20 protein-coding genes are annotated in these 20,148 nt (G+C 68.4%); 6 read left to right on the top strand and 14 right to left on the bottom strand.

The features are described 5' to 3' along the window. Positions 1–13 precede the first annotated feature (13 nt). The gene (locus NA4_RS05080) at positions 14–247 is read right to left on the bottom strand and encodes an NfeD C-terminal domain-containing protein (protein ID WP_067464574.1); all 234 of its coding nucleotides are present in this window, start codon (positions 245–247) and stop codon (positions 14–16) included. A 131-nt stretch (positions 248–378) separates the two neighbouring features. Between NA4_RS05080 and NA4_RS05075 the strand changes: the two genes are divergently transcribed. Beyond that, positions 379–3,405 (top strand): tetratricopeptide repeat protein, encoded by a 3,027-nt coding sequence (locus NA4_RS05075; protein ID WP_157128816.1) that lies wholly within the window; start codon positions 379–381, stop codon positions 3,403–3,405. Here the strand turns inward: NA4_RS05075 and NA4_RS05070 are convergent. Beyond that, on the bottom strand, positions 3,402–4,082 hold the full coding sequence (locus NA4_RS05070) for a TetR/AcrR family transcriptional regulator (protein ID WP_245671116.1): 681 nt from the start codon (positions 4,080–4,082) through the stop codon (positions 3,402–3,404). The genes NA4_RS05075 and NA4_RS05070 overlap by 4 nt on opposite strands. Before the next feature lie 125 nt (positions 4,083–4,207). Between NA4_RS05070 and NA4_RS05065 the strand changes: the two genes are divergently transcribed. Continuing rightward, positions 4,208–5,713 (top strand): condensation domain-containing protein, encoded by a 1,506-nt coding sequence (locus tag NA4_RS05065; RefSeq protein ID WP_245671115.1) that lies wholly within the window; start codon positions 4,208–4,210, stop codon positions 5,711–5,713. Between the two features lie 22 nt (positions 5,714–5,735). Here NA4_RS05065 and NA4_RS05060 read toward each other — a convergent pair whose 3' ends face one another. From NA4_RS05060 to NA4_RS05045, 4 genes are read right to left on the bottom strand one after another with little or no spacing between them, the layout of a single operon-like run. Beyond that, entirely contained in the window at positions 5,736–7,061 is a 1,326-nt protein-coding gene (locus NA4_RS05060; RefSeq protein ID WP_067464571.1) for a pyridoxal-phosphate dependent enzyme, read from the bottom strand. After that, positions 7,061–8,563 (bottom strand): type III PLP-dependent enzyme domain-containing protein, encoded by a 1,503-nt coding sequence (locus NA4_RS05055; protein ID WP_084496821.1) that lies wholly within the window; start codon positions 8,561–8,563, stop codon positions 7,061–7,063. The genes NA4_RS05060 and NA4_RS05055 overlap by 1 nt, the downstream gene beginning before the upstream one ends. Beyond that, positions 8,560–9,864, bottom strand: a complete 1,305-nt coding sequence (locus NA4_RS05050) for a heavy-metal-associated domain-containing protein (RefSeq protein ID WP_067464567.1) — start codon at positions 9,862–9,864, stop codon at positions 8,560–8,562. The genes NA4_RS05055 and NA4_RS05050 overlap by 4 nt, the downstream gene beginning before the upstream one ends. Next, on the bottom strand, positions 9,861–11,066 hold the full coding sequence (locus NA4_RS05045) for an aminotransferase class V-fold PLP-dependent enzyme (RefSeq protein WP_067464565.1): 1,206 nt from the start codon (positions 11,064–11,066) through the stop codon (positions 9,861–9,863). The genes NA4_RS05050 and NA4_RS05045 overlap by 4 nt, the downstream gene beginning before the upstream one ends. Positions 11,067–11,253: 187 nt before the next feature. On the opposite strand from NA4_RS05045, the gene NA4_RS05040 reads away from it, so the two are divergent. Then, entirely contained in the window at positions 11,254–11,685 is a 432-nt protein-coding gene (locus tag NA4_RS05040) for a pyridoxamine 5'-phosphate oxidase family protein (protein WP_067464563.1), read from the top strand. On the opposite strand, the gene NA4_RS05035 is transcribed toward NA4_RS05040, so the two are convergent. The 4 genes from NA4_RS05035 to NA4_RS05020 all read right to left on the bottom strand — a co-directional run bounded on the left by NA4_RS05035 (position 11,682) and on the right by NA4_RS05020 (position 14,976). Beyond that, complete coding sequence (locus NA4_RS05035; RefSeq protein ID WP_067464561.1) at positions 11,682–12,116, bottom strand: CBS domain-containing protein; 435 nt, start codon at positions 12,114–12,116, stop codon at positions 11,682–11,684. The two genes, NA4_RS05040 and NA4_RS05035, sit on opposite strands and share 4 nt — an antisense overlap. A gap of 102 nt (positions 12,117–12,218) precedes the next feature. After that, the gene (locus tag NA4_RS05030; protein ID WP_084496819.1) at positions 12,219–13,481 is read right to left on the bottom strand and encodes a PucR family transcriptional regulator; all 1,263 of its coding nucleotides are present in this window, start codon (positions 13,479–13,481) and stop codon (positions 12,219–12,221) included. Positions 13,482–13,719: 238 nt separating this feature from the next. Continuing rightward, positions 13,720–13,956: a hypothetical protein gene (locus tag NA4_RS05025; protein WP_067464559.1), complete on the bottom strand. Its 237-nt coding sequence runs from the start codon at positions 13,954–13,956 to the stop codon at positions 13,720–13,722. Between the two features lie 222 nt (positions 13,957–14,178). Continuing rightward, the gene (locus NA4_RS05020) at positions 14,179–14,976 is read right to left on the bottom strand and encodes an SAM-dependent methyltransferase (protein WP_067464619.1); all 798 of its coding nucleotides are present in this window, start codon (positions 14,974–14,976) and stop codon (positions 14,179–14,181) included. Between the two features lie 320 nt (positions 14,977–15,296). Between NA4_RS05020 and NA4_RS05015 the strand changes: the two genes are divergently transcribed. Both NA4_RS05015 and NA4_RS05010 read left to right on the top strand, forming a co-directional pair. Continuing rightward, positions 15,297–15,518 carry a DUF397 domain-containing protein gene (locus NA4_RS05015; protein ID WP_067464616.1) on the top strand — a complete coding sequence of 74 codons (222 nt, stop codon included), beginning with the start codon at positions 15,297–15,299 and terminating at the stop codon, positions 15,516–15,518. 90 nt (positions 15,519–15,608) lie between these two features. After that, positions 15,609–16,496, top strand: coding sequence for a Sco1979 family transcriptional regulator (locus NA4_RS05010; protein ID WP_067464557.1), 888 nt, complete (start codon positions 15,609–15,611; stop codon positions 16,494–16,496). A gap of 237 nt (positions 16,497–16,733) precedes the next feature. Here the strand turns inward: NA4_RS05010 and NA4_RS05005 are convergent, their stop codons facing one another. The 4 genes from NA4_RS05005 to NA4_RS04990 form a co-directional block, all read right to left on the bottom strand. After that, entirely contained in the window at positions 16,734–17,039 is a 306-nt protein-coding gene (locus NA4_RS05005) for a hypothetical protein (RefSeq protein WP_157128815.1), read from the bottom strand. 217 nt (positions 17,040–17,256) lie between these two features. Continuing rightward, a complete protein-coding gene (locus NA4_RS05000) occupies positions 17,257–17,538 on the bottom strand; it encodes a putative quinol monooxygenase (RefSeq protein WP_245671114.1) in 282 nt (93 codons plus the stop codon). 84 nt (positions 17,539–17,622) lie between these two features. Then, a complete protein-coding gene (locus NA4_RS04995; RefSeq protein ID WP_067464550.1) occupies positions 17,623–18,282 on the bottom strand; it encodes an NAD(P)H-binding protein in 660 nt (219 codons plus the stop codon). Positions 18,283–18,316: 34 nt separating this feature from the next. Then, positions 18,317–18,835 (bottom strand): DUF2599 domain-containing protein, encoded by a 519-nt coding sequence (locus NA4_RS04990; RefSeq protein ID WP_067464548.1) that lies wholly within the window; start codon positions 18,833–18,835, stop codon positions 18,317–18,319. A 202-nt stretch (positions 18,836–19,037) separates the two neighbouring features. On the opposite strand from NA4_RS04990, the gene NA4_RS04985 reads away from it, so the two are divergent. Then, positions 19,038–20,147: a lipase family protein gene (locus tag NA4_RS04985; RefSeq protein ID WP_067464545.1), complete on the top strand. Its 1,110-nt coding sequence runs from the start codon at positions 19,038–19,040 to the stop codon at positions 20,145–20,147. Position 20,148: the final 1 nt, after the last annotated feature.

Below are 20,148 nucleotides of genomic sequence, written 5' to 3'. Positions count from 1 at the left end.
CTCCCTTGCTGTTTCAGGTTCCTTTCGCCGGATCCGGGCCGAGCGGAATCCACGGGACGACGTCGACGACACGCCCCGGATGGACCGCGATGACCAGCACGGCCGAACCGGCCGAGATCGGCTCGGTGGCTTGTGCGATGTACAGCTCGGTTCCCCCTCGAATCGCGACCAGGACCTCACCCAGCGTCCCGGCGCCCCGGATCGGCGATGTGAGCGTACCCGTCAAACCCACCACCGGGTCGGTCATCCCATGATCTCCTTTTCTGCCGCTCGAAACGTCACCCTACGTCTCGCGCAGCGTCTTTCGATATCGCGTAGTCACCCGGCGGACTCGATGCCGGCACGGGTAAACCTCGCCCGCGCAGGTATGTTTTTCGCATGGGAGGGCGTCTCGCGCTGGTGGTGGGTTCGGAATGTGCGGCACTGGGGCACTTGGGATTCACCGAGGAACTCGCCACCGGGCTGTACACGAGTCTGACCGAGGTTGGCGGTTGGCGGTCGGCGACCGAGTTCGACGGGCCGGTCCTGAATCCCACTGCGGCGCAATTGTTCGCGGCGGTGGACGCGGCGTTCGCGGCGGCGTCGCAGCGCCAGGCCACGCTGTTGCTCGGTTTCATCGGACACGGGGTGTCGACCAATGCGGAGGACTTCTACCTGCTCGGCCACGATTCGCCGTCGGCGCCCACCGTGCACACCGCGTTTCACCTGACCCAGGAGATCAGGGAGCGGCTCGACCGCGCGGCGCTCGACGGGCTGGTGATGCTCGTCGACGCGTGCGAGGCCGGGCAGGGCGTGCAGGGCGCGGCGCGCCGGTGGACCGATCTGCTGGCGCAGGCGGGCGGACGGATGGAGCTGCTGGTCGCCTCGGGCGACGGCCCCGCGTTCTCCGGGTGCTTCACCAGGACCATGCTGGCCACCTTCGACACCGGGCTGCCGCTGCGCGGGGAGAACCTGCTTCCCTCGGACCTGGTCGACCCGATCGCGGTGCAGTGCACACAGCAACAGCCGCACCATCTTTCGTTCAACTCCGGGGCGGTGTCGACCGAGCAGGGTGTCGACCCGGGGTTGTGGCTGGTACCGAACACCTCGCGCCACCGGGACGCGGTGAGTGGCCGTTCCGCCGCGGGTTTCGTCGACCAGCTGACCAGAAGACTGCTGCTGACCCCCGACGTGCGCGAGAGTCTCGCCGCGATCGTCGACGCGGGCAGTTATCGCCTCCGGGCGGTGCTGGGACCGGCGGGGGTGGGCAAATCGACGCTGCTGGCCTTGCTGATCCGCCCCAGCCTGGTCGACGGGCTCGCCGTGACCCCCGAATACATCACCGCCGCGGTGTTCCTGACGGTGAACAGCTCGGTGGAGTCGGTCGCCGCGGAGCTGGCCGCGCAGCTCGGTGCGCGCATGCCCGGCTTCGCAGAGGCGTCACGGGCGGTGCGCAGCCATCGGACCAGGGACGAGTCCGACATCTTCGACATCATGGTCCGCCATCCGCTGACCCGACTATCCACTGCGGGCCGCCGCGTCACCCTGGTGTTCGACGGGCTCAACCACCCGCAGGAGGGGACCAGGCGACTGCTCGTCGCCGCGATCGCCGATCTGACCCGGCGGGAGGATCTGCGGCACGTGCGCGTGATCGCGGGCATCCGGCCGGGTACCGGCGTGGAGGACGATCCGGCGCTGGCGCACATGCATCGGATCGAGATCGCCGAACCGGGTGCCGACGACATCGCCGCGGTGGTGGAGACGGCCCGCGGGACGGCGCCGATCGGCCCGGTCGACTGGATCGGCTGGATCCAGCGGCTGCTGGCCGAGACGCCGACGGACAAGAGTGGTTCGCGCGTCGTGTCGGGCGGTTGGTTGCTGGCGCGGCTCCTGCTGGAGGTGGCCGGGCGGCTGACCGACGGCGCCGTCGCCGCCGGGATCGGTCTCGAGAGCGTGGTCGCGCTGCGATTGGAGACCGCGCTGCGGCCGCTCGCCCCCGAAACCGCCCAGGCGACCGGAGCTCTGCTGGGCGTGCTGGTGGCGGCGGGGGTCGGCCCGGTGCTGCCGCTGGAGTTGCTGGACGCGGCACTGGCGTCGTCGGGGGTGGACCTCAACACCGCCCGGATCCGCGACATCGCGGTGAATCTCGGAGCGCTGGTCATCCGCAGTCATCCCGGTACCGTCCGCGAGTCGCTCGGCGTGAGCCACGGCGCGTTCCTGCCCGCCTTGGATCGGGAATGCCGCAGGCTGGGCGTTTCGCTCAGGAACGCGCACCGCGCCCTCGTCGCGGCGATCCAGTCCACCCCCAGCGACCGCGCCGCCGACTACGCGCGCGGTGCCGCGGTGCGCCACTGCCTGTCCTACGGCGATTCCGCCTTGGCCATCGACTTCCTGGTGAAGCTGGAAACCGGGAGATCGGCCGACGATCGCGACCTGTGGGCCGCATGGCTGCCCGACTTCGTCGAGGCCCTCGGCCCCGACCACCCCGACACCTTCATCACCCGCTCTCGGTGCGCTTTCCACCGCGCCGAGAGCGGCGATCTGGTCGGTGCCATCGCCGATTTCGAGCGGCTGCTCGCCGATCGGCTGCGCGTGTTCGGCCCCGACGACCTGAACACGCTGAACACCCGGGACCGACTGGCCAGCTATCGCGCCCAGTGCGGCGACCACGCCGGCGCGGGCGCGGAGTTCGAGCGGCTGCTCGCCGACCAGCTCCGCCTGCTGGGGCCCGACGATCCCGAAACCCTGCGCACCAGAACCCATCTCGCGTCCAATCGAGGTGACATCGGCGATTTCGCCGGTGCGATCGCACTTTTCGAGCAGCTGCGCGCCGACCGCGCCAGGGTTCAGGGGCCCGACCATCCTGACGCCCTGCGTACTCGCAACAGCCTGGCGTACTGGCGTGCCGACAGCGGCGATCTCGACGGCGCGCGCGCCGAATTCGAGCTGTTGGTGGCGGACTATCTGCGCGTGCGCGGTCCCGACCACCCCGAGACGCTCGGCGCCCGCAACAACCTCGCGGCGTTCCGTGCCCGCAGCGGTGACCTGGCCGGGGCGGGGGCCGAATTCACCCGCTTGCTCGCCGACCGGCTGCGGGTGCTGGGCCCGGAGCACCCCGACACCCTGCTGACCCGCGGTCGGGTGGCCACCTATCGCGCCGACAGCGGCGACCTCACGGGCGCGATCGCCGACCTGGAGAAACTTCTCACCGACCGGCTGCGCGTACTCGGACCCGACCATCCCGACACCTTGGATACCCGCAACGATCTCGCTGCCTGCCGCGCCCGCGACGGCGACCTCCCGCGCGCCATCGCCGAACTCGAGGTGCTGCTCGTCGCGGAGCTGCGGGCCCTCGGGCCCAATCACACCGCGACCATCCGGACCAAGAACACCCTGGCCTACTGGCGTGGCCGGTCCGGGGATTAGCGTCCGGAGCGGTACAGCGAGCGGTACGCGGTGAGCGTCGCGACGCAATGGTCGATGATCTGCTCCCGGGAAGCGCGCAACGACCCATTGAGCCACGCCGAGAACATGCCCGCGTTGCCGCTGGCCATCGTCACCGCCGCGAGCCTGCGCTGGACCGGGTCATCGATGTGCGCGAACAGATGGTCCTGCATGATCCTGGTGAACACCGGCATCACGGCGAAGGTGGTCTGTCCGAGGCCGGTGCTCGAGTACGGCTCGACCAGGAACAGCCGTGACTTGCGTGGGTCGGCCAGCACCTTGTCCACCAGGATTTCCGACAGGGCGCGGTCACGGGACGGCTCGTCGGTGGCGGCGAAGGCCGTCATCGGCGCCAGGAATTCATCGGCGACCTGGCGGTAGAGCACGTCGAGCAGCTCGTCTCGGCTGGCGAAGCTCTCATAGAAGTACCGGTCGGTGAGGCCAGCCTTGCGGCAGACCGCGCGCATGGTGACGCCGCCGGCGCCCGACTCGCCGATCAGATCGAGCGCGGCCTCCAGCAGCGCCGCCCGGCGCGCCTCTCTGCGCTCGGTGAGCGTCGTTCCACCCCAGATTCGTGGGCCGGCGTCTCCGTCTGATTCCTGACCTGTCTGCACGGCCCAACGATAGTGCCCCGGCGGCATGCCCGACGCGGCGCTCACCGGCCCGCGCACCTCGGGCTTGCCGAAACGGATTCCCGGCGGTCACGGTGCGGTAACTGAAGGTTTACTCGAGTCGGTTACCTTCGCCGAATCTATCGGTGGTTCTGTGGTGGAGGAAACGGCGCGTGAACAACTCCACTGCGGGGATCTTGTCCGAGCCGATCGGCGCGGGCCTGCGGCCCGGCTCGGCCCGCGGTGCACGACCAGCGGTTCGGCTTGTTCCGCCGCCACGGCCTCCCGTGCTGCTCGCTCGCGGTCCGCGTCCGGCGCACGTGCCGCTTGCGCCGGCGCAGGAACGGATGTGGCACGCCGCGCGGGCCGGTAACTCGAGTGACTGGAATGTGGCACGCGCGGTGCGCTTGTCCGGACCCGCGTTACGACCGGAGGCGCTCATCGCGGCGATCGGTGACGTCGTCGCCCGGCACGAACCGCTGCGCACCCGCTATCCGGAGACCGCTTCCGGTCCGGCCCAAGTGGTCGTCCCGGCGGCCGAGGCCCTTGTGCGGCCCGAACTCGTCGCGGTCTCCGAAGCCGAATTGCCATACCGCATCGCGGCATTCGCCGCACGCGAATTCGACCTGGCCGCCGGCCTTCCCCTGCGGGCACAGTTGTGCGTGCTCGGTCCGCACGACATCGTGCTGGTTCTGGTCGTGCACCACATCTCGATCGACGGCCGTTCGGTGGCCCCATTGTTGCGCGACCTCGTCACCGCATATCTCGCCAGGGCGGCGGGCGCCGCACCGGCTTGGACGCCGTTGCCGATCGACTACGTCGACTACACCCTGTGGAAACACGCCCAGCTCGGCGACTATGCGGACGAATGGAGTCGTGCCACCCAACAGCTGCGCTACTGGGCCAACACGCTGGCCGGTCGGCCCGCGGTGCTCGAGTTCCCGTGCGATCGCCCGCGTCCGGCCCGAAGGACGGGCAGGGCGGGCGCCGGGGCAACCGCGCCGGTGGCGTTCGGCCCCGACGCGCACCGGGCGTTGCTCGAGCGAGCGCGCGAAGCGCGAGCCAGCCTGTTCATGGTGCTGCAAGCAGCGTTCGCGGTGGCGGTCGGCGCGTTCTCCGGCAGCGACGACGTCACGGTGGCCACCGCCGTGGCCGGCCGCGATCATCGCCTGCTGGACGACCTGGTCGGCAACTTCGCCGACGATGTACTGCTGCGTGTGCGTCTCGACCGCGCCGCCGACGTAGACGAACTGCTCGACCAGGTGCGCAGGGTGGCGCTTGCCGCGTTCGCCCACCCCGACACCCCGAATCAGCGGTTGAAACGCTGTTTGCTGCAAGACGCGACCTGCCCGCTGTTCCAGGCGACCCTCATCCTCCAGCGCGGTGCGGCCGCCCAGCCGGCAGGCGCCGGCGGCGAACTGACCGTCACCGAGATCGACACCGGCGTGATCCGCGCCAAGCACGATCTCGAGTTCGGCCTGGTGGACCGCTACGACCGGGTGGGCGCGCCCGCGGGCATCGACGGCGTTTTCATCTATCCGACCGCGCTGTTCGAGCGCGGTACCGCGGCGGCATTCGTCGAATTGTTCACGGCCACAGTCGAACTGTTCGCTTCCGGCTACCGCGGTCCGCTCGCTCCACTACTGGGTCACGCCACGCGCCCGTTCGCGGTGGGGTAGCAGCCCAGCGGCCTCCCGAAGGTCAGCCGCGCTCCAAGGGCAGTCCCGCGTCGCGCCACGCGACCACACCGCCCGCCAGGCTGGCGGCGTCGTATCCGGCCCGCCGGGCCCGCGCGGCGAACCGCAGCGACAGCTCGCCGACGGGACAGGCGAAAACCACCGGGCGCGACCGTGGAAACGGGATGCCGTGACCGAACATGTCGTCGAGCTGGTCGTCGCGGATGTTGAGCGCGCCGGGGACATGGCCGATGCGGTAGGCCATCGCGCCACGGGTGTCCACGATGGTCGGGCGGCCGGTCCGGTCCAGCTCGGCGAGCTGCGCGGGGGTCAGGACCGGTGTCGCGGCCAGTTCCTGCGCGGTCGGCTCCGCCTCGCGTTCGGCGCGGCCGAACAGCTCCGGCCTGCGCTTCTTGACGTAGGACAGATACGGCTCCAGCCGGTCACAGACGATGAACACCGCGACGATCGGATCGTCCGGGTCCACTGCCGAAAGATCCAGCGCACCAAGCATTTCCAAGGCCGCGGCGTAGCTCGCGCCGCTGGTCGGCCCGGCCAGCACACCGTACCCGGTCGCCAGCCGCAGTGTGGCGTCCACGGCGTCGCGTGCGGCAATGGTGACGATCGAGTCGTAGAAATCGGGCTGGAACAGTCCGACATCCCACATCTCGCTCTCCGACCGGATACCGGGAATGAAGTCCGACCGTTCGGAGACCACCGCGACGGTCCGCAATTCGGGATTGTGCTTGCGCAGATAGGTGGCGGTGCCGCGGGTGGAGCCGGTGGTGCCGAGCCCGCCGATCAGGTAGTCGATCCTGGTGATGCCATCGGTCGCGAGGTCCTCGTGGATCTCCCGTCCGGTGCCCTGGTAATGCGCCTCGACGTTCTTCTCGTTGGTGTACTGCGACAGATGGCGGTACGCGCCGGGCCGCTGCGCCATGGTCGACTCGATCACCGAGTAGACGTCGTTCGGTGTGGTCGGGTCCGGGCATTCGGAGAGTCCGGGCAGTTCCACGATCTCGGTGCCGAACAGCTCGAGCAGGTCACGGACCTCGGCCACCTTGATCCGATTGGTCACCGCGCGCAGGCCGATGCCGTGCACCGCACCGAGAACGCGCAGCGCTTTGGCGGTGTTGCCGCTGGAGGCCTCGATGAGCGTCTGCCCGCTCGCGCGGATCTCGTCCAGGTCGTCGCGGAGCATCCCCCAGGCCACCCGGTCCTTGACCGAGCCGAACGGGTTGTGCGACTCCAGCTTCGCGTAGAGCTCGACGTTCGCCAGCCCGTGCACCGCCGGATCGAGCCGGAGCAAGGGTGTGTTGCCGATGAGTTCGGTGATGTGGTCGTAGCGCATCAGGAAGCCTCGACGGATCGGACCGGCCTGGTGGGGCGGTGTTCGGGTGGCACGGACTGGTGGGGCCGCGTCGGTTCGACGCGTACGCCGGGTTCGTAGTCCGCGTCGGGGACGACCTGGAAGCCGTCGGTGTTCCGGGTGACGGCGAGTTTCGCAGGCAGTGGATGCATCGATGCCGTGGCCGCGGACAAATCCATATGGTAGGCGGCCGTATTCGGGAACACGATCGCATCACCGGGCCGGGGCTCGGCCTGCAGCCACACTTTGTGATTGGTGATCAGGTCTCGTTCCAAGCACAGCCGTCCGGCCAGGTACACCCCGACCGGTCCGCGGCGGAAATCGGCGGCGTCGGTCGGCAGCAGGAGCGGATCGACCATGACTTCTTGATCCGCGGGCGTCACCGAATCGCGACTGAGATCGACGTGCACCAGGACGCTGCCGTCGGCGACCTCCTTGACGAACTCGACCGTGGCCACCGTGACGCCCGCGTGGTCGACCAGCGCCTTGCCCGGCTCCAGCCACACCTCCAGCAGGTTGTCGCCCGCCACCTGCGCTACCGTCCGCCCTGCGTGCCGATCCAACGGCGCGGCCAGCAGGTCGTCGAGCATGCGTGCGGCCGGGATGGTGTTGGCGTACTTGTGGAACACCGGCGTGCCGTGCACAGCGCCGCCCGCGACGTGATAGCCGAAGGTATTGCTGCCCCAGCTCATCGACTCGCCCCGGCCGAGCAGCGAGTCGCGCAATGCGAGTACGTAGGCGTCGAACCGCTCGGCGTCGGCGGTGAACACTTGACGGAATCCACCGCCGATGTCGAGCACCGACGGCGCCAGCCCGCGCTCGTAGGCCTGTTCGATCGCGCGGAGGCAGGCGTCGATCGCGCGAACCCGCTCGCCGAGATCGCCGGAGTCGAGGTGAAAAGCGAAGCCGAGGAACGCCAGCCGCCCACGATGCGCCGACAACAGGTCGAACGCCTGCCCCAGCTGCGCGAGCGGCACGCCGAACCGGCTCACCTGTCCGGCTTCGAACCCGGAGACGCGAAGCAGCACAGGAACTTTCGTGCCATCGTCGGCCAGTTCGGCGATCCGGCCCAGTTCCCATAGGTTGTCCACGTTGACGGTCACGCCGCGGCCGGTGATATCCCGCAGAAAGGATTGGCCCTTCGGGCCGGTGACCTCGATGCGCGCCGGATCGAACCCGGCGTCGAGTGCGCCGGCGAGTTCGAACGGTGAGGCCACGTCGATGGCGATGCCGGCGCACTCCGCGGTGCGCACGAACGCGCGGGACTGATTCACTTTGTGCGCGTAGCAGATTCGGTGCCGCAGCAGCCCGCGCTCCAGTACGGCGCGCAAGTCGGCGAGATTGTCCGAGTAGACCTGAGGGAACACCAGGTGCGCCGGAGAGCCGAACCGGTCGAGCGTTCCGGCCACGGCGCCTGGCGTGTCGAGGAAGGCGCGTACCAGCGGATGCAGCTTCGCCGGTAGCGCCGGGGGCCATCCCGTCATACCGCGGCTTCCGATGGTTCGGTGGCCGCGGCCCGCGCGGCGGCGTCCGGCTGCTCTGCGACCGGGTTGTAGCCGCCGTCCCGGATCGCCTCGAACGCCCTGGCCCGGTTGCGCGGGCTACGGAACTCCGCGACCACCCGTTTGCTGTCCAGATCGATGTCGAGCACGCGGATGTCCATCGATTCCAGCACGCCGCCGATGGTGCGGACGCAATGCTTGCAGGTCATGTCGGGCACGTAGAACACCTGGTCCTCGGCGGTGGCGGCGCGGTCGGCGGTCGCCTCGTCGAGTTCGGCCCTCACCTCGATGACCTCGCAGCGTTCGACGGTCTCGGTGAACACGGTGACGAACCGGTCGACCAGCGCCGGGAGAATGCTGTAATGCCCGCTGTCGAGCTGATGCGGCATGGCCGCCAGGCAAGCGGGGTGGTTCCCGGCGGGCAGCAGCGCGTACTGCCGGGAGATCAGGTCGAGATCGTCGTGGTACTTGGCGATCGCCTCCGCGACCGTGAGGCCCTCGGCGGTGGTGGCGCGGTGCATGACGGCGTGCGCGTCGGCGATGGTGGCGTCCTTCATCGCGCGCAGCGTCGCCACCGTCTCCGCCGAGTAGCGGAGGGTGCCGTCGGTCTGCACGACAAGGCCGACCGGAATCATGCCGCGCCGATAGGTCGACGCCTGCAACTCCCAGTACCAGCGGGTGGCGACCGCGGCGAACAAGCCGGAATCGCGTATGGCTCGGGCGAATTCGGCGGGATCGCGATATGGGGTCTGCCCGGCCACCAGCGCGTGCTGGGCGAGCGTGCGCCCAGCGGATTCGACGCCGACCCGGAATATGTCGCGCGGATCGTGATCGGTGGTGGTGCCCGCCAGCACCGCGTTCTCCCGTGGTCCGAGCGTCGAGACACGCTGGGCGAAACCGGGATTCGCGTCCAGCTCGTGCCACAGTGCCAGAACCGTCTCGCGCATCGCGATCGGCACCAAGGGGCCGAGTCCGTCGGCGCGGAAATGTCCCGTATTCGGGATGCCGTCGCTGTCGGTCCAGGCGATGCGGTGCGTGGCGCTGGTCACCTGATCCGCGCGGCACGGCCGCATGAACCGCTCCAGATACAGTCGCTGTGAATAGGTGAGATTGCTTCCCGGCTCCGGACGTAATGCGGCGCAAGTGAACTCGAAACGACGCGGCGACCATACCGCGTCAGTCGCTGGAGGCGGCGTCGCCGCGGTGAACAGCCCCGGCTGCGCCAGCTCGGCCAGCACCCGGGACGCGGCCCTCCGGTCGTAGCTCAGGGTGTCGGTGTTCACGTGACCTCCTCGGCGACGGACTGCACGCACGCGACGAACCGGTCGATCTCGTCGGGCGTGTTGTAGATGTGCGTGCTGACCCGCACCGAGCCCGCGCCGTCGTGCACGGCGGGGACGCAGTGCGCGCCGGTGCGCACCAGGAAACCCAGCTCGCTCAACACGAATCCCAGGTCGGTCGCCGAGATCCCGTCCAGTGTGAACGAGACGATGCCGTAGCCCACCGCGCACGCCGCATGCGCGGGTCCTGGCAGGAACTCGACGCCGGGGACCGGCCGCAATCCGTCGATCAGGCGCAGGGTCAGGGCGCGGTTGTGCACCGCGATGGCGCCGACGCCGAAGGACTCCAGCACCTCCAGCGCGCTGCCGAGCGCCAGGATGCCGGGGATATTGGGGGTGCCGCCCTCCAGGAGTTCGGGCATCGTGCCCGCGGTGAGTCCGGTCGCGTCCGGCCGCACGCCGGAGTTGCCGCCGGGCAGGAACGGCACGAGGCGGTCGTGCACGCGCCTGCGGCAGTAGAGGATTCCGGTGCCTGGCGCGCCGAACATCTTGTGCGCGGCGAAGATCGCGAAATCCGCGCCGAGCGCGGTCACGTCGACCGGGAGATGCCCGCCGCTCTGCGAGCAGTCGAAGCACAGCAGGACGGCGGGGTCGATGCGCCCGCGCAGTTCCTCCAACGTGCTCAGCCCGCCGAAAACGTGGTGCAGATGGCTGGTCGTGATCAGCCGGGTCCGCGGCGTGATCCTGGCCAGGATGTCGTCGGTGTCCGCCTCACCGGCACCGGTCACCCGGTAGGGGATCAGCTCGATGCGGCGCCCGAATCGGGCGAGCAGCCCCCGCAGATGCAGCCACGGATACACGTTCGAGGCATGATCAGTAGGGTTGTAAAGGATTTCGTCGCCGTCGGCGAGCGCGGCCAAGCCCCAGGACAGTGCGACGGCGTTCACCGCCGCGGTGGCTCCGCCGGTGAAGACCACCTCGTCCGGATGCTCGGCGCCGATGAAGGCGGCGGCGCGCTCCCGGACGCGGGCGATCCGCGCGGTGAGGCCGGTGGCCCACGGGTAGGTGCCGCGTCCCACATTGGCGGTGCCGCCGCTGTGATAGCGGTGGATAGTCTCGATGACCGGCAGCGGTTTCTGTGTTGTCGCCGCGCTGTCGAGGTAGACCTCGGTGGCGTCGGCGAGCGCGGGGAACAGCGACCGCACCGCGGCAGGGGCCGATGCTGCCGATAGCCGGGGAGCCTCCGCCTGCGCGATCGGCGATCTCGAGGCAGGGGACCGCAACGTGACGCTCCCTTCATCGGCTGCTCGGACGCCACCCACGATACGCATTTTTGGTACGGACTACGAAGTTTTGTCGTGGACAACGGCTTTCATGACTAGCCTGGTCGACATGCCGTTGACCTTGGAAGAGCGTCAAGAGTTTCTCGCGCGGCCGCACATCGCGGCGTTCTCGGTGTCCGCGGGAGCCGGTCGTGGCCCGCTGACCGTCCCGATCTGGTATCAGTACCGTCCCGGCGGGGAGGTGTGGGTGCTGACCGGCCCGGAGTCGCAGAAGATGCGCTACATCCGGGAAGCAGGCCGGTTCAGTGTGATGGCGCAGTGCCTCGAGCCGACCGTCCGGTATGTGAGCGTGGAGGGTCCGGTCACCCGGATCACCCCGATGACCGATGAGATGCACCGCGAGATGGTCGCGCGGTACCTGCCCGCCGAGTCGGTCGACGGGTACCTGAGGGCGGCCGAGGCCTTCGGTGAACAGGTCGCGGTCTATCTGCGGCCGGAGCACTGGCTCTCGGCCGATCTGGGCGACCTCAGTCAGTACTAGTACCGGCCCTGCAGGTACTCGACGAGGTGTTCGCGTTCGTCCGCCAGTTCGGAGATCGCGCTCTTCACCACGTCGCCGATGCTGACGATGCCCACCAGCCTGCCCTCGTGCACCACGGGCAGGTGCCGGATGCGGTGCTCGGTCATGATCCGGCGCAGGCCGTCGACCCGGTCGTCGAGGGCGCAGGTGCGCACGTCGGAGGTCATGATCTCCGAGACGGGCGTGTCCAGCAGGTCCGCACCGCGGGCGTGCAGACTGCGCACCACGTCGCGCTCGGAGACGATGCCCGCGATCGCGTTCCCGTCCGGCGAGACGACCACCGCGCCGATATTCCGCTCGGCCAGCGCGGCGAGCAGCGTGCGCACCGTCGTGTCGGGTGCGACCGTGGCTACGTCGCTGCCCTTCCTGCGCAGGATCTCCGAAATTTGCATATTTCACCATCCAGACGTCGCGGCACTACCAGGATCGCAAGTTCACGGCCCGGTGACCAGCACGAATCCGTTACAGGCCACGATTCGGTCACGGCGCGGGCCTCAGAGGCGCCGGGCGACGCTGCGGTCGAGGTCGCGCGCCAGCAGCGCGATCGCCGCCTGCGAGATGCCCGCCGAGGTCGCCAGGTCGATCGAGGTCAGCTGGGCGATGCGCCGCAGCCGGTAGTCGACGGTGTTCGGGTGCACGTAGAGCTGGCGTGCAGTGAGCTGGCGGTTCATGTCGTTGCCGAGGTACGCGCGCATGGTGTCGAACAGTTCGGGATGGGCGTCGAGCGGATCGAGGATGGTCGCGATCCGCCGGGTCGCCGGGCCGCCGCGGGTGAGCTGGTATTCGACGGCCAGATCCGACATTTGATAGAGACCGGGCGGTCTGTCGCCGACGCGGACCAGATTGAGCAGCTCGTGGGCCTGATCGGCGGATTCCGGTATCCGATCGGTCTCGCTGGCCACCACCGTCGCGGTGAGCGGGACCTCGGCCGCGATGGCCAGCAGGTCGAGCGTCGCGTCGGTGAGGGCGCTGTCGGCCTCGTCGCCGAGCGGGATGAGCAGGGTGCCGCCCTTGATGCTGAGTAGCGCGAGCGCGCGTGAGGCGAACACGGTGGCCAGCTCCGACTGCAGCCTGCGCAGCTTGCGGCGCGCGGCGACATTGCCGTCGACGCGCGGATCGCGCTCGTCCGGGTGCTCCGGAATCGACAGCGCGACAACCTGATAGGACTCCGTGATCGGAATGCCGGTCTGCCGTGCCAGTGCCGAGCTGCCGCGACCGCTGAGCAGTGCCGAGGCGAGGGTCTGCGCGGCCGTCTGGTGTTCCTTGGCGACCAGGTGCTGCTCCTCGACGTAGGCGTCCGACACCGCCGCGGTGATCGCCTCCAGGAGTTCGAGGATGAGGTCGGTGGCGATCAGCACCTCGCCCACGTCATCCGCTTCGGCTCGCGCGGTGACCAGGCCGAGCGCGATGCGCAGCCCCTCGTGGTAGGCGCGCAGGATGGTGCTGAGCGGCACGCCCTCGCGGGCCCAGCGGGTCGCGGCCGCGCGCACCGCGCCGAGCTGTTCGTCGTTCGGCACGGCGCGCCGGTCGAGCATCTCGGCGGCCAGGCTGAGACAGCTTCGGGTGAGTTTGGTGACGTCTCCGCGTAAGTGCTCGCCGGGCAGCGTCCGGCAGGGGGCCATGTTGTTCTCCAGGTATCCGACCATGCGGGAGGCGACGCGGTCGGTGTTCTGGAGCGGCACCGAAGCCGGCTGTCCGGCGATCTCCAGCGCCGGGTCGGACGAACCAGCGGACAGGTCCAACGCGGAGTAGGTCATGACGAGTTCGCTCCAAATGCCACATCAGGCGTGCGAAAAATGGTGCCCGAGTCGATCGGATCACTATACGAAACGGTCGTGTCCGCGGGGAGTGATCGCTGAGATCGATTGCGACCTAGTGCATTGCTGGATGAGCTGCTGGGTGACTCGAGACGGTCCATTGCGGCCGGTACGTCACGCGCGCTGGAATGTAGCGCGACGGCATGCCAAAACTTTTGCATGCCACGGATTCAGGGATCTACTCGTCATCCAGCCCGGCGGATAGGTAGGCGGCGGCGGCCAGCCACTGCCTGCATTGCGGTCCGTGCACCTCATGGGCGGTGAGGATGTCGCGGGCCTGCCGATAGGTGAGGCCGCGTGGCTCCACGGCGCAGTCGGACATGGCGAAATCCGGTGCCGGGTACTGACGCAAGGGCTCGGCACCGGTGCCATTGATGACGCCAACCGGATGGGGAGTTCGGAATGGCTGGATCATTCGACTGCCCCTTGCGTCCAACGTGCGGGTGGGAGGCTGACGTGCTGGCGACGCGGGATCGAACTCCCTGCGTACCTCCCTGATTTCATACCCGAGTCTATGCCTCCGTCACTTGCAGATGCAAGTACATCTGCACGATCGGCGGTAGAAAAAGCGGCGGCGATCGTCGGTGTCGTACCGGCGATCGCCGCTGTGCCGCTTGTGGTTTGGCGTTCAGGGGCCTTACGACTTGCGGGCGACCGCGCCATAGGCCGAGATCGGACGGATCTCGCCCACCTGGGTCTCGGTCGGGCGCCACTGAGTAATGGACACGAAACCCGGCTCTACCAACTCCAAACCGTCGAAGACGGCTTTGATCTGAGCCTGGGGGCGGGGAATGTACGGAGTGCCGCCGGTGCCGGTGTAGTTCTCGCACAGCGTGACATACGCCTGGCTGTCGTCGGTGCCGTCCCACATCACCAGATAGCTGCCGGAGGGCACCGAGTCCAGCACGGTCCGGACGATCCGCAGGAGCTCGTCATAGGTCTTCGCGTGGCCGAGCACGCCCATGAACATCACGCCGATCGGCTCATTGAAGTTCAGGACGTTCTTGGCGTCGGCGACGATTCGCTCGGGGTCGTGGTAGTCGGCGTCGATGTAGGTGGTCACGCCTTCCGGTGTCGTGCTGGTGAGCAGTGCCCGCGCGTGTGTGAGCACCAGAGGGTCGTTGTCCACGTAGACGATCCGCGATTCGGGCGCGACGCTCTGGGCCACCTCGTGGGTGTTCTGCATGGTGGGCAGGCCGGTTCCGATATCGAGGAACTGGCGAATACCCTGCTCGCCCGCGAGGTAGCGCACCGCGCGGATGAGGAACTGGCGCGACTGCACCGCCATGGTGGTGATGTCGGGGTCGACCTCGATGCCCGCGTCGCCGGCGATGCGGTCGATCTCGTAGTAGTCCTTTCCGCCCATCCAGTAGTTCCAGATCCGCGCGGAGTGCGGGATGTCGGTCCGGATGAGGGGGCTGTGGTCTTCGGGCATGAGGGACTCCTCGCGAAACATATGTGCGGCACTGCCGTGCGGGTGGGCGCTGCGGGTGTCGCGAATGACTGGTACATCCGATGTGCACTGTGACACTACAAGATTCGGGATCCCTCGTCCGGTGGGATCGGCGAGCTGATCACTGCGTTCGGGCACCGACGCAATCGTGTTTCACATTTGCGCCCCCGTGGCCCGAATGCGCAGGGGCGCAAGGGGCGAACTTCGTGCTATCGTCCGGTGTTGGTGCAAATGCAAGAACGTTTGAGCGTGCATCTGCACGAACCGATTCGCCGAACTGCGGTAACCGAGGAGTGGGCACGATGTCGGATACATCCACCAACAAGATCATCGGAACGTGGCGCAAGAGTTCCTTCAGCAACCCGAGCGGCAACTGCGTCGAGCTGGCCGAAGCGTCCAATGGCCAGGTCGCGGTCCGTAACTCGCGGGATCCGGAAGGCGGTGTACTGTTCTATACGCGTCCGGAGATCGATGCGTTCGTCCGCGGCGCGAAGGCCGGGGAGTTCGACTATTTGACTAGCTGAGCGGTAGCATTAGCGGTCGGTGCGGTGTGTCTTCGCGACTGGTGGTTGTGACACACTGTGGGCAACCCCGGAGTATCGGAGACGAACTCGATGATCGCTGAACCCAATGATGATGGCCACGTACAATCCATTGTCGCAGAACGTGGTCCGACCGTGCTACGCATCGCATTGGGTGGCCAGCTGCGCAAGCTCCGGGAGAAGAAGGGCATCACCCGCGAGGCAGCGGGTGATGCGATCCGGGGTTCGCACGCCAAGATCAGTCGTCTCGAGTTGGGCCGTACCGGTTTCAAGGAACGCGATATCCGGGACCTGCTGACCCTGTACGGCGTCCTCGATCAAGAGGAGCGCGAGTCGTTCCTCGAATTGGCCAGGCAGGCCAATGAGCCCGGGTGGTGGCATCGCTACAACGATCTGCTGCCCCAGTGGTTCGGTACCTACCTCGGTCTGGAACAGGCCGCGAGCAAGATCCGCACCTACGAGGCGCATCTTGTGCCCGGCCTGCTGCAAACCCCCGAATACGCCAGGGCGGTCGTGGCGCTCGGGTATGACGACGCCGACACGGATCGGCGGGTCGCGGTGCGGCAACGCAGGCAGGAGATCCTGTTCCGGCCCGACCCGCCGGTGGTCTGGGCGGTGATCGATGAGGCTGCGTTGCACCGGCCGGTCGGCGGCGCGCAGGTGCACCGGGCGCAGATGCTGCACCTGATCACCTTGGCCGAGTTGCCGAACGTGACGATCCAGGTGTTGCCGTATTCCGCGGGCGAGCACGCCGCGGCGGGCAGTTCGTTCAGTATTCTGCGTTTCGCGGAATCGGAGCTTCCCGACATCGTGTATCTCGAACACCTGACCAGTGCGCTGTATCTGGAACGGCGCCAGGACTTGGCGCTCTATCTGTCGGTCATGGACCGGCTCAGTGTCCAGGCCGAACGCCCGGACAAATCGATCGAGATCATCGCGCAGTACGCCGCCGGTCGCTGAGACCGCGCGGCGGCATGCCGAACGGCTCGAAACCCTGAGACGTCCACCCCGGAATCGGGGTGGACGTCGGCATGTTCTCGCTACAACGCGCTCGTGATCGCACTGACGGTGGACATGGGTGAACGCCCGGCGCCGCTCGCAGCCGACTCTGCGCAGGCGTCGGGCGTGCGCGACGGAAGTCCGTACGGCACAACCTGTTTCGGTACCCGCCGGGCATCGGACGGCGGGACCGGCGGTTTACTGCTTGATGCAGCTGGAGGCGATTCGCCAGAACGTCGCGGGCTGTAGTGCGTCGAGATCCCAATCGTCGGCCATAGCGTGTGCGGTGGTGACGATTCGCTCTATGTCGAAGTCGTGCCGTGTTGCCGCACCGGTGGATTCGACGGCATCGATGACGTACGCCACGGCGGTTTCCCGGGAGAACGTGGTGGTCGCGTGGCCGCTTCGGGCCGAGTATGTACTCATATCTCTGTCACTCGCTGGCTGGTCGGCCAGTGCGGCGTCGGCTGATCCGAGCCTGCCGCCGGTAAGTGGTTGTTCCATTCGAATGCCCCTGCTGTTCGGCGGCAGCGGACCCGCGGCGACTTCGGCCTTCGGCTCGCCAACACGCCTCCCCTTGGTGGTCCCCTGTAAAGCGTTGCGGCACTGAGTTTATGCCGCTGCGGCTTTCAGATGCAAGCACATTTGCACGATCGATTGCACGTGCGCAGCGGGTATTTCGGCTGCGTAAGTTTGCGGACGTGGTGCTCGCGAGAAGAATTCACTCGCGACCGAATAGGACGTCCGTACTGTAATCGATCTGTGTACCCGGCTCGACGAATTGATCGGCCGCTTCCCGCCAAGCGAGGAAATGCTCCGTGAAACGGTGTGCCTCGGCCGCCTCGTCGTCGGTGTACAACTGGTACAGGAAGAAGCGGTGGGGGTCCACCCGATCTGCGCAGATGTCGAAACGCAGACAGCCGGGCTCGGTCCGCACGGAGGCGTCGGCGCTGCGGGATATGGCCGCAAGGAACTCGGCGCGGGAGCCGGGGCGGATCCTCATCGAGACGATACGACTGAACACGGTTGTTCTCCCATCGTGACCGTTTGGGTCGATCGGCAAGGGCTGCAGCGAGGTTCGTCCGGCTCAGTCGGCCAGTTGCGCTATCGCCTGGCTAATCGGAGTGTCGCCGGAAACGAGGTCGAGCGTCCTGCCGAAGGTGTGCGCGGCGGGCAGGAGCCCGGCCAGCACGGCCGCCACATCGGCGCGGGGGATTTTCGCGCGCCCGACCGGCGGCGGGGCCAGAGTCACCAGTCCGGTGCCGGGGGAATCGATCAGCACGCCGGGACGCAGGATGGTCCAGTCCAGATCCCGTCCTCGCACGTCGTCTTCGGCCTGGGTCTTGGCATCGACATAGGCGGCCCACACCTCGTCGGTGCCGGGCGCGGGCGGCCGACCGGCGCCCATCGTGGAGATCTGCAGGAAGCGACGCACTCCGGTCCGCTCGGCCGTCTCGGCCAGCCGGACCGATCCGCCCAGATCCACGGTGTACTTGCGTTCCACGCTACTGCCCGGACCGGCGCCGGCGGCGAATATCGCCGCGTCGGCGCCTTTTACGACGTCAGCCAGGTCGTCGCTGGCGACCTTCTCCAGGTCGCACACGACCGGATCGGCGCCGGCGGCGCGCACCTCGGGGGCGTGCTCGGAATTGCGGACGAGCGCGGCGACCTCGTGGCCGTCCGCGGTGAGCATGGGGGCGAGCAGCAACGCGATCTTCCCATGTCCGCCCGCGATGACGACGCGCATGGAATCGCTCCTTTCCGTCTGGGCGGTGCCCGCACTAGCGCTCGGGCCCGCCGGGATTGCAGCGTGCTTCGACGGTGGCCGGATAACCGACCGCCGGACGCCAGGGTTCCAAATTCCAGCTCGGCTTGTCCGGTTGCACCAGCCGCGCCCACGCCCAGTGACAGAGGAACTGGTCGCGCATACCGGGCGCGTCGGCGTCCGCGGAGCGGGCCAGGACCTCCTGCCACGCCCGCTCGTCCGAGCCGGGGAAGGTGGTCTGTCGCCCTGCCTGGGTCGGAACGACGAGCAGCCGGGGGCCGTCGATCGTTTCGGTCCAGGTGACGTGGTCCACCAGCGGCTGCCCCGCGTAGGGGTCGGCGGTCGGGGCCGCGCCCAGCGGGGTCGGCGCCGGGGATGCCGGTGGGACGGGCGTGGCGGTGGTCGTCGCGTCGGTGGTCGTCGCCGAGATGGGCTCATCGGAACCACAAGACGCCGTGAATGGCAGTAGTCCGATCGACAACGCCGCAGCGGCCCGGCGCCAGAGGACGAGGCGATGCGGGTACCGCTGCGCCACGATCGAACCTCCTGTGTTCTCCTCGGCACCGTCGGGCGTGCTCTGTCGAGCTTAATGGGCGCGGCCGGACGAGGTCCGTCCCAGCCCGCACCGGGCGGAGCGAAAGCGGAGGTCGCCGGCTGGGAGGCAGGCGCCACCGATTGTTGTGGCTTGCCGGTGCGGCCCGGGCTGGAGATAGTCGGTCATGCGTTGTGGACGGATCATGGCGGGGGCGGCGGGGGTCGTGGTCTCGATGACGGTGGTGCTGGGCGGGCCCGCCGAGGCGCGGGTGGGCGAGGCGCCGGGGACCGTGACGAATCTGGTGGAACTGGCCGGGCGATTGCATGTGCAGGGAGCCGTGACAGCCGAGCGGTTCACCTATTGGTCGCGTGGCCCGCGCGGGCCGATGCAGAGCACCGGCGCGCTGTACCTGCCCGAAGGCAGGCCGCCGCACGGCGGGTGGCCGATCGTCGCCTACGCGCACGGCACGTCGGGCATCGCCGACCACTGCGCGTTCACGCTGCAACCGCGGGACTACTACCTGACGTCGGTGTACCCGGATCTCCTGCGCGCCGGGTACGCGGTCGTGGTCTCCGACTACGTCGGGCTCGGCACGCCCGGCGTCCATCCCTATCTGGACGGGCCGGCGCAGGCTCGCAGCATCATCGACGGCGTGCGCGCCGCGCGCGCGGTGACCCCCTCCCTCGGCACGCGCTGGGCGGTGTTCGGCCAGTCCCAAGGCGGGCATGCGGCGATGTTCACCGCCCGGCTCGCACCCGATGACGCGCCGGAGCTCGAGTTACGCGGCGCGGCCGCCACCGGGACGCCGTCGAATCTGGATCTGGTGGCTCCGCTCGCCGGGCCGTGGCTGCCGCGGCTGCCGCTGCAGAAGACCACCGCCTACTTCGGCATGCTGCTGGCCGGGCTGCGGTCGAACGCACCGGAACTCGATATCGACGGGTATCTGACGCCGGTGGGCCGTGACGTGCTGCGGATCGTGGAAGCGGAGTGCGCGGTCGAGGCGGACGCGAAGGTTTCCGGTATCGGCATCGGCGCCATGCTGTCGCGGCCGCTGGACGATCCCGCCCTGCTCGCCGCGCTGCGGGCGATGCTGCGGGTGCCGACGAGCGGCTACTCGGTGCCGCTGTTTCTCGGTCAGGGGCTGACGGACCTGGAGGTGCCCGCGCCGCTGACGCTGCAACTGATCGCGCAGTTGCGCTCGTCCGGAACCGATCTGCGCGTGGGCTGGTATCCCGGCGATCATCTTGGCACGGCGCGCGAAGCGTTTCCCGACGCGCTCGCGTTCCTGCGTGCGGTGCTGGATCGGCCCTGAG

Source organism: Nocardia amamiensis NBRC 102102 (genome assembly GCF_001612745.1).
In the GTDB taxonomy this organism is placed as follows: Bacteria; Actinomycetota; Actinomycetes; order Mycobacteriales; family Mycobacteriaceae; genus Nocardia; species Nocardia amamiensis.
Note: the sequence above shows the minus strand (reverse complement) of the source record. Positions and strands in the feature narration are given on the sequence as shown.

Coding starts and splice junctions, on each gene's coding strand:
- NA4_RS05080 (WP_067464574.1), bottom strand. CDS start 247: ATGACCGACCCGGTGGTGGGTTTGACGGGTACGCTCACATCGCCGATC.
- NA4_RS05075 (WP_157128816.1), top strand. CDS start 379: ATGGGAGGGCGTCTCGCGCTGGTGGTGGGTTCGGAATGTGCGGCACTG.
- NA4_RS05060 (WP_067464571.1), bottom strand. CDS start 7,061: ATGCGCTACGACCACATCACCGAACTCATCGGCAACACACCCTTGCTC.
- NA4_RS05055 (WP_084496821.1), bottom strand. CDS start 8,563: ATGACGGGATGGCCCCCGGCGCTACCGGCGAAGCTGCATCCGCTGGTA.
- NA4_RS05040 (WP_067464563.1), top strand. CDS start 11,254: ATGCCGTTGACCTTGGAAGAGCGTCAAGAGTTTCTCGCGCGGCCGCAC.
- NA4_RS05035 (WP_067464561.1), bottom strand. CDS start 12,116: ATGCAAATTTCGGAGATCCTGCGCAGGAAGGGCAGCGACGTAGCCACG.
- NA4_RS05030 (WP_084496819.1), bottom strand. CDS start 13,481: ATGACCTACTCCGCGTTGGACCTGTCCGCTGGTTCGTCCGACCCGGCG.
- NA4_RS05025 (WP_067464559.1), bottom strand. CDS start 13,956: ATGATCCAGCCATTCCGAACTCCCCATCCGGTTGGCGTCATCAATGGC.
- NA4_RS05020 (WP_067464619.1), bottom strand. CDS start 14,976: ATGCCCGAAGACCACAGCCCCCTCATCCGGACCGACATCCCGCACTCC.
- NA4_RS05015 (WP_067464616.1), top strand. CDS start 15,297: ATGTCGGATACATCCACCAACAAGATCATCGGAACGTGGCGCAAGAGT.
- NA4_RS05010 (WP_067464557.1), top strand. CDS start 15,609: ATGATCGCTGAACCCAATGATGATGGCCACGTACAATCCATTGTCGCA.
- NA4_RS05005 (WP_157128815.1), bottom strand. CDS start 17,039: ATGGAACAACCACTTACCGGCGGCAGGCTCGGATCAGCCGACGCCGCA.
- NA4_RS05000 (WP_245671114.1), bottom strand. CDS start 17,538: ATGAGGATCCGCCCCGGCTCCCGCGCCGAGTTCCTTGCGGCCATATCC.
- NA4_RS04995 (WP_067464550.1), bottom strand. CDS start 18,282: ATGCGCGTCGTCATCGCGGGCGGACATGGGAAGATCGCGTTGCTGCTC.
- NA4_RS04985 (WP_067464545.1), top strand. CDS start 19,038: ATGGCGGGGGCGGCGGGGGTCGTGGTCTCGATGACGGTGGTGCTGGGC.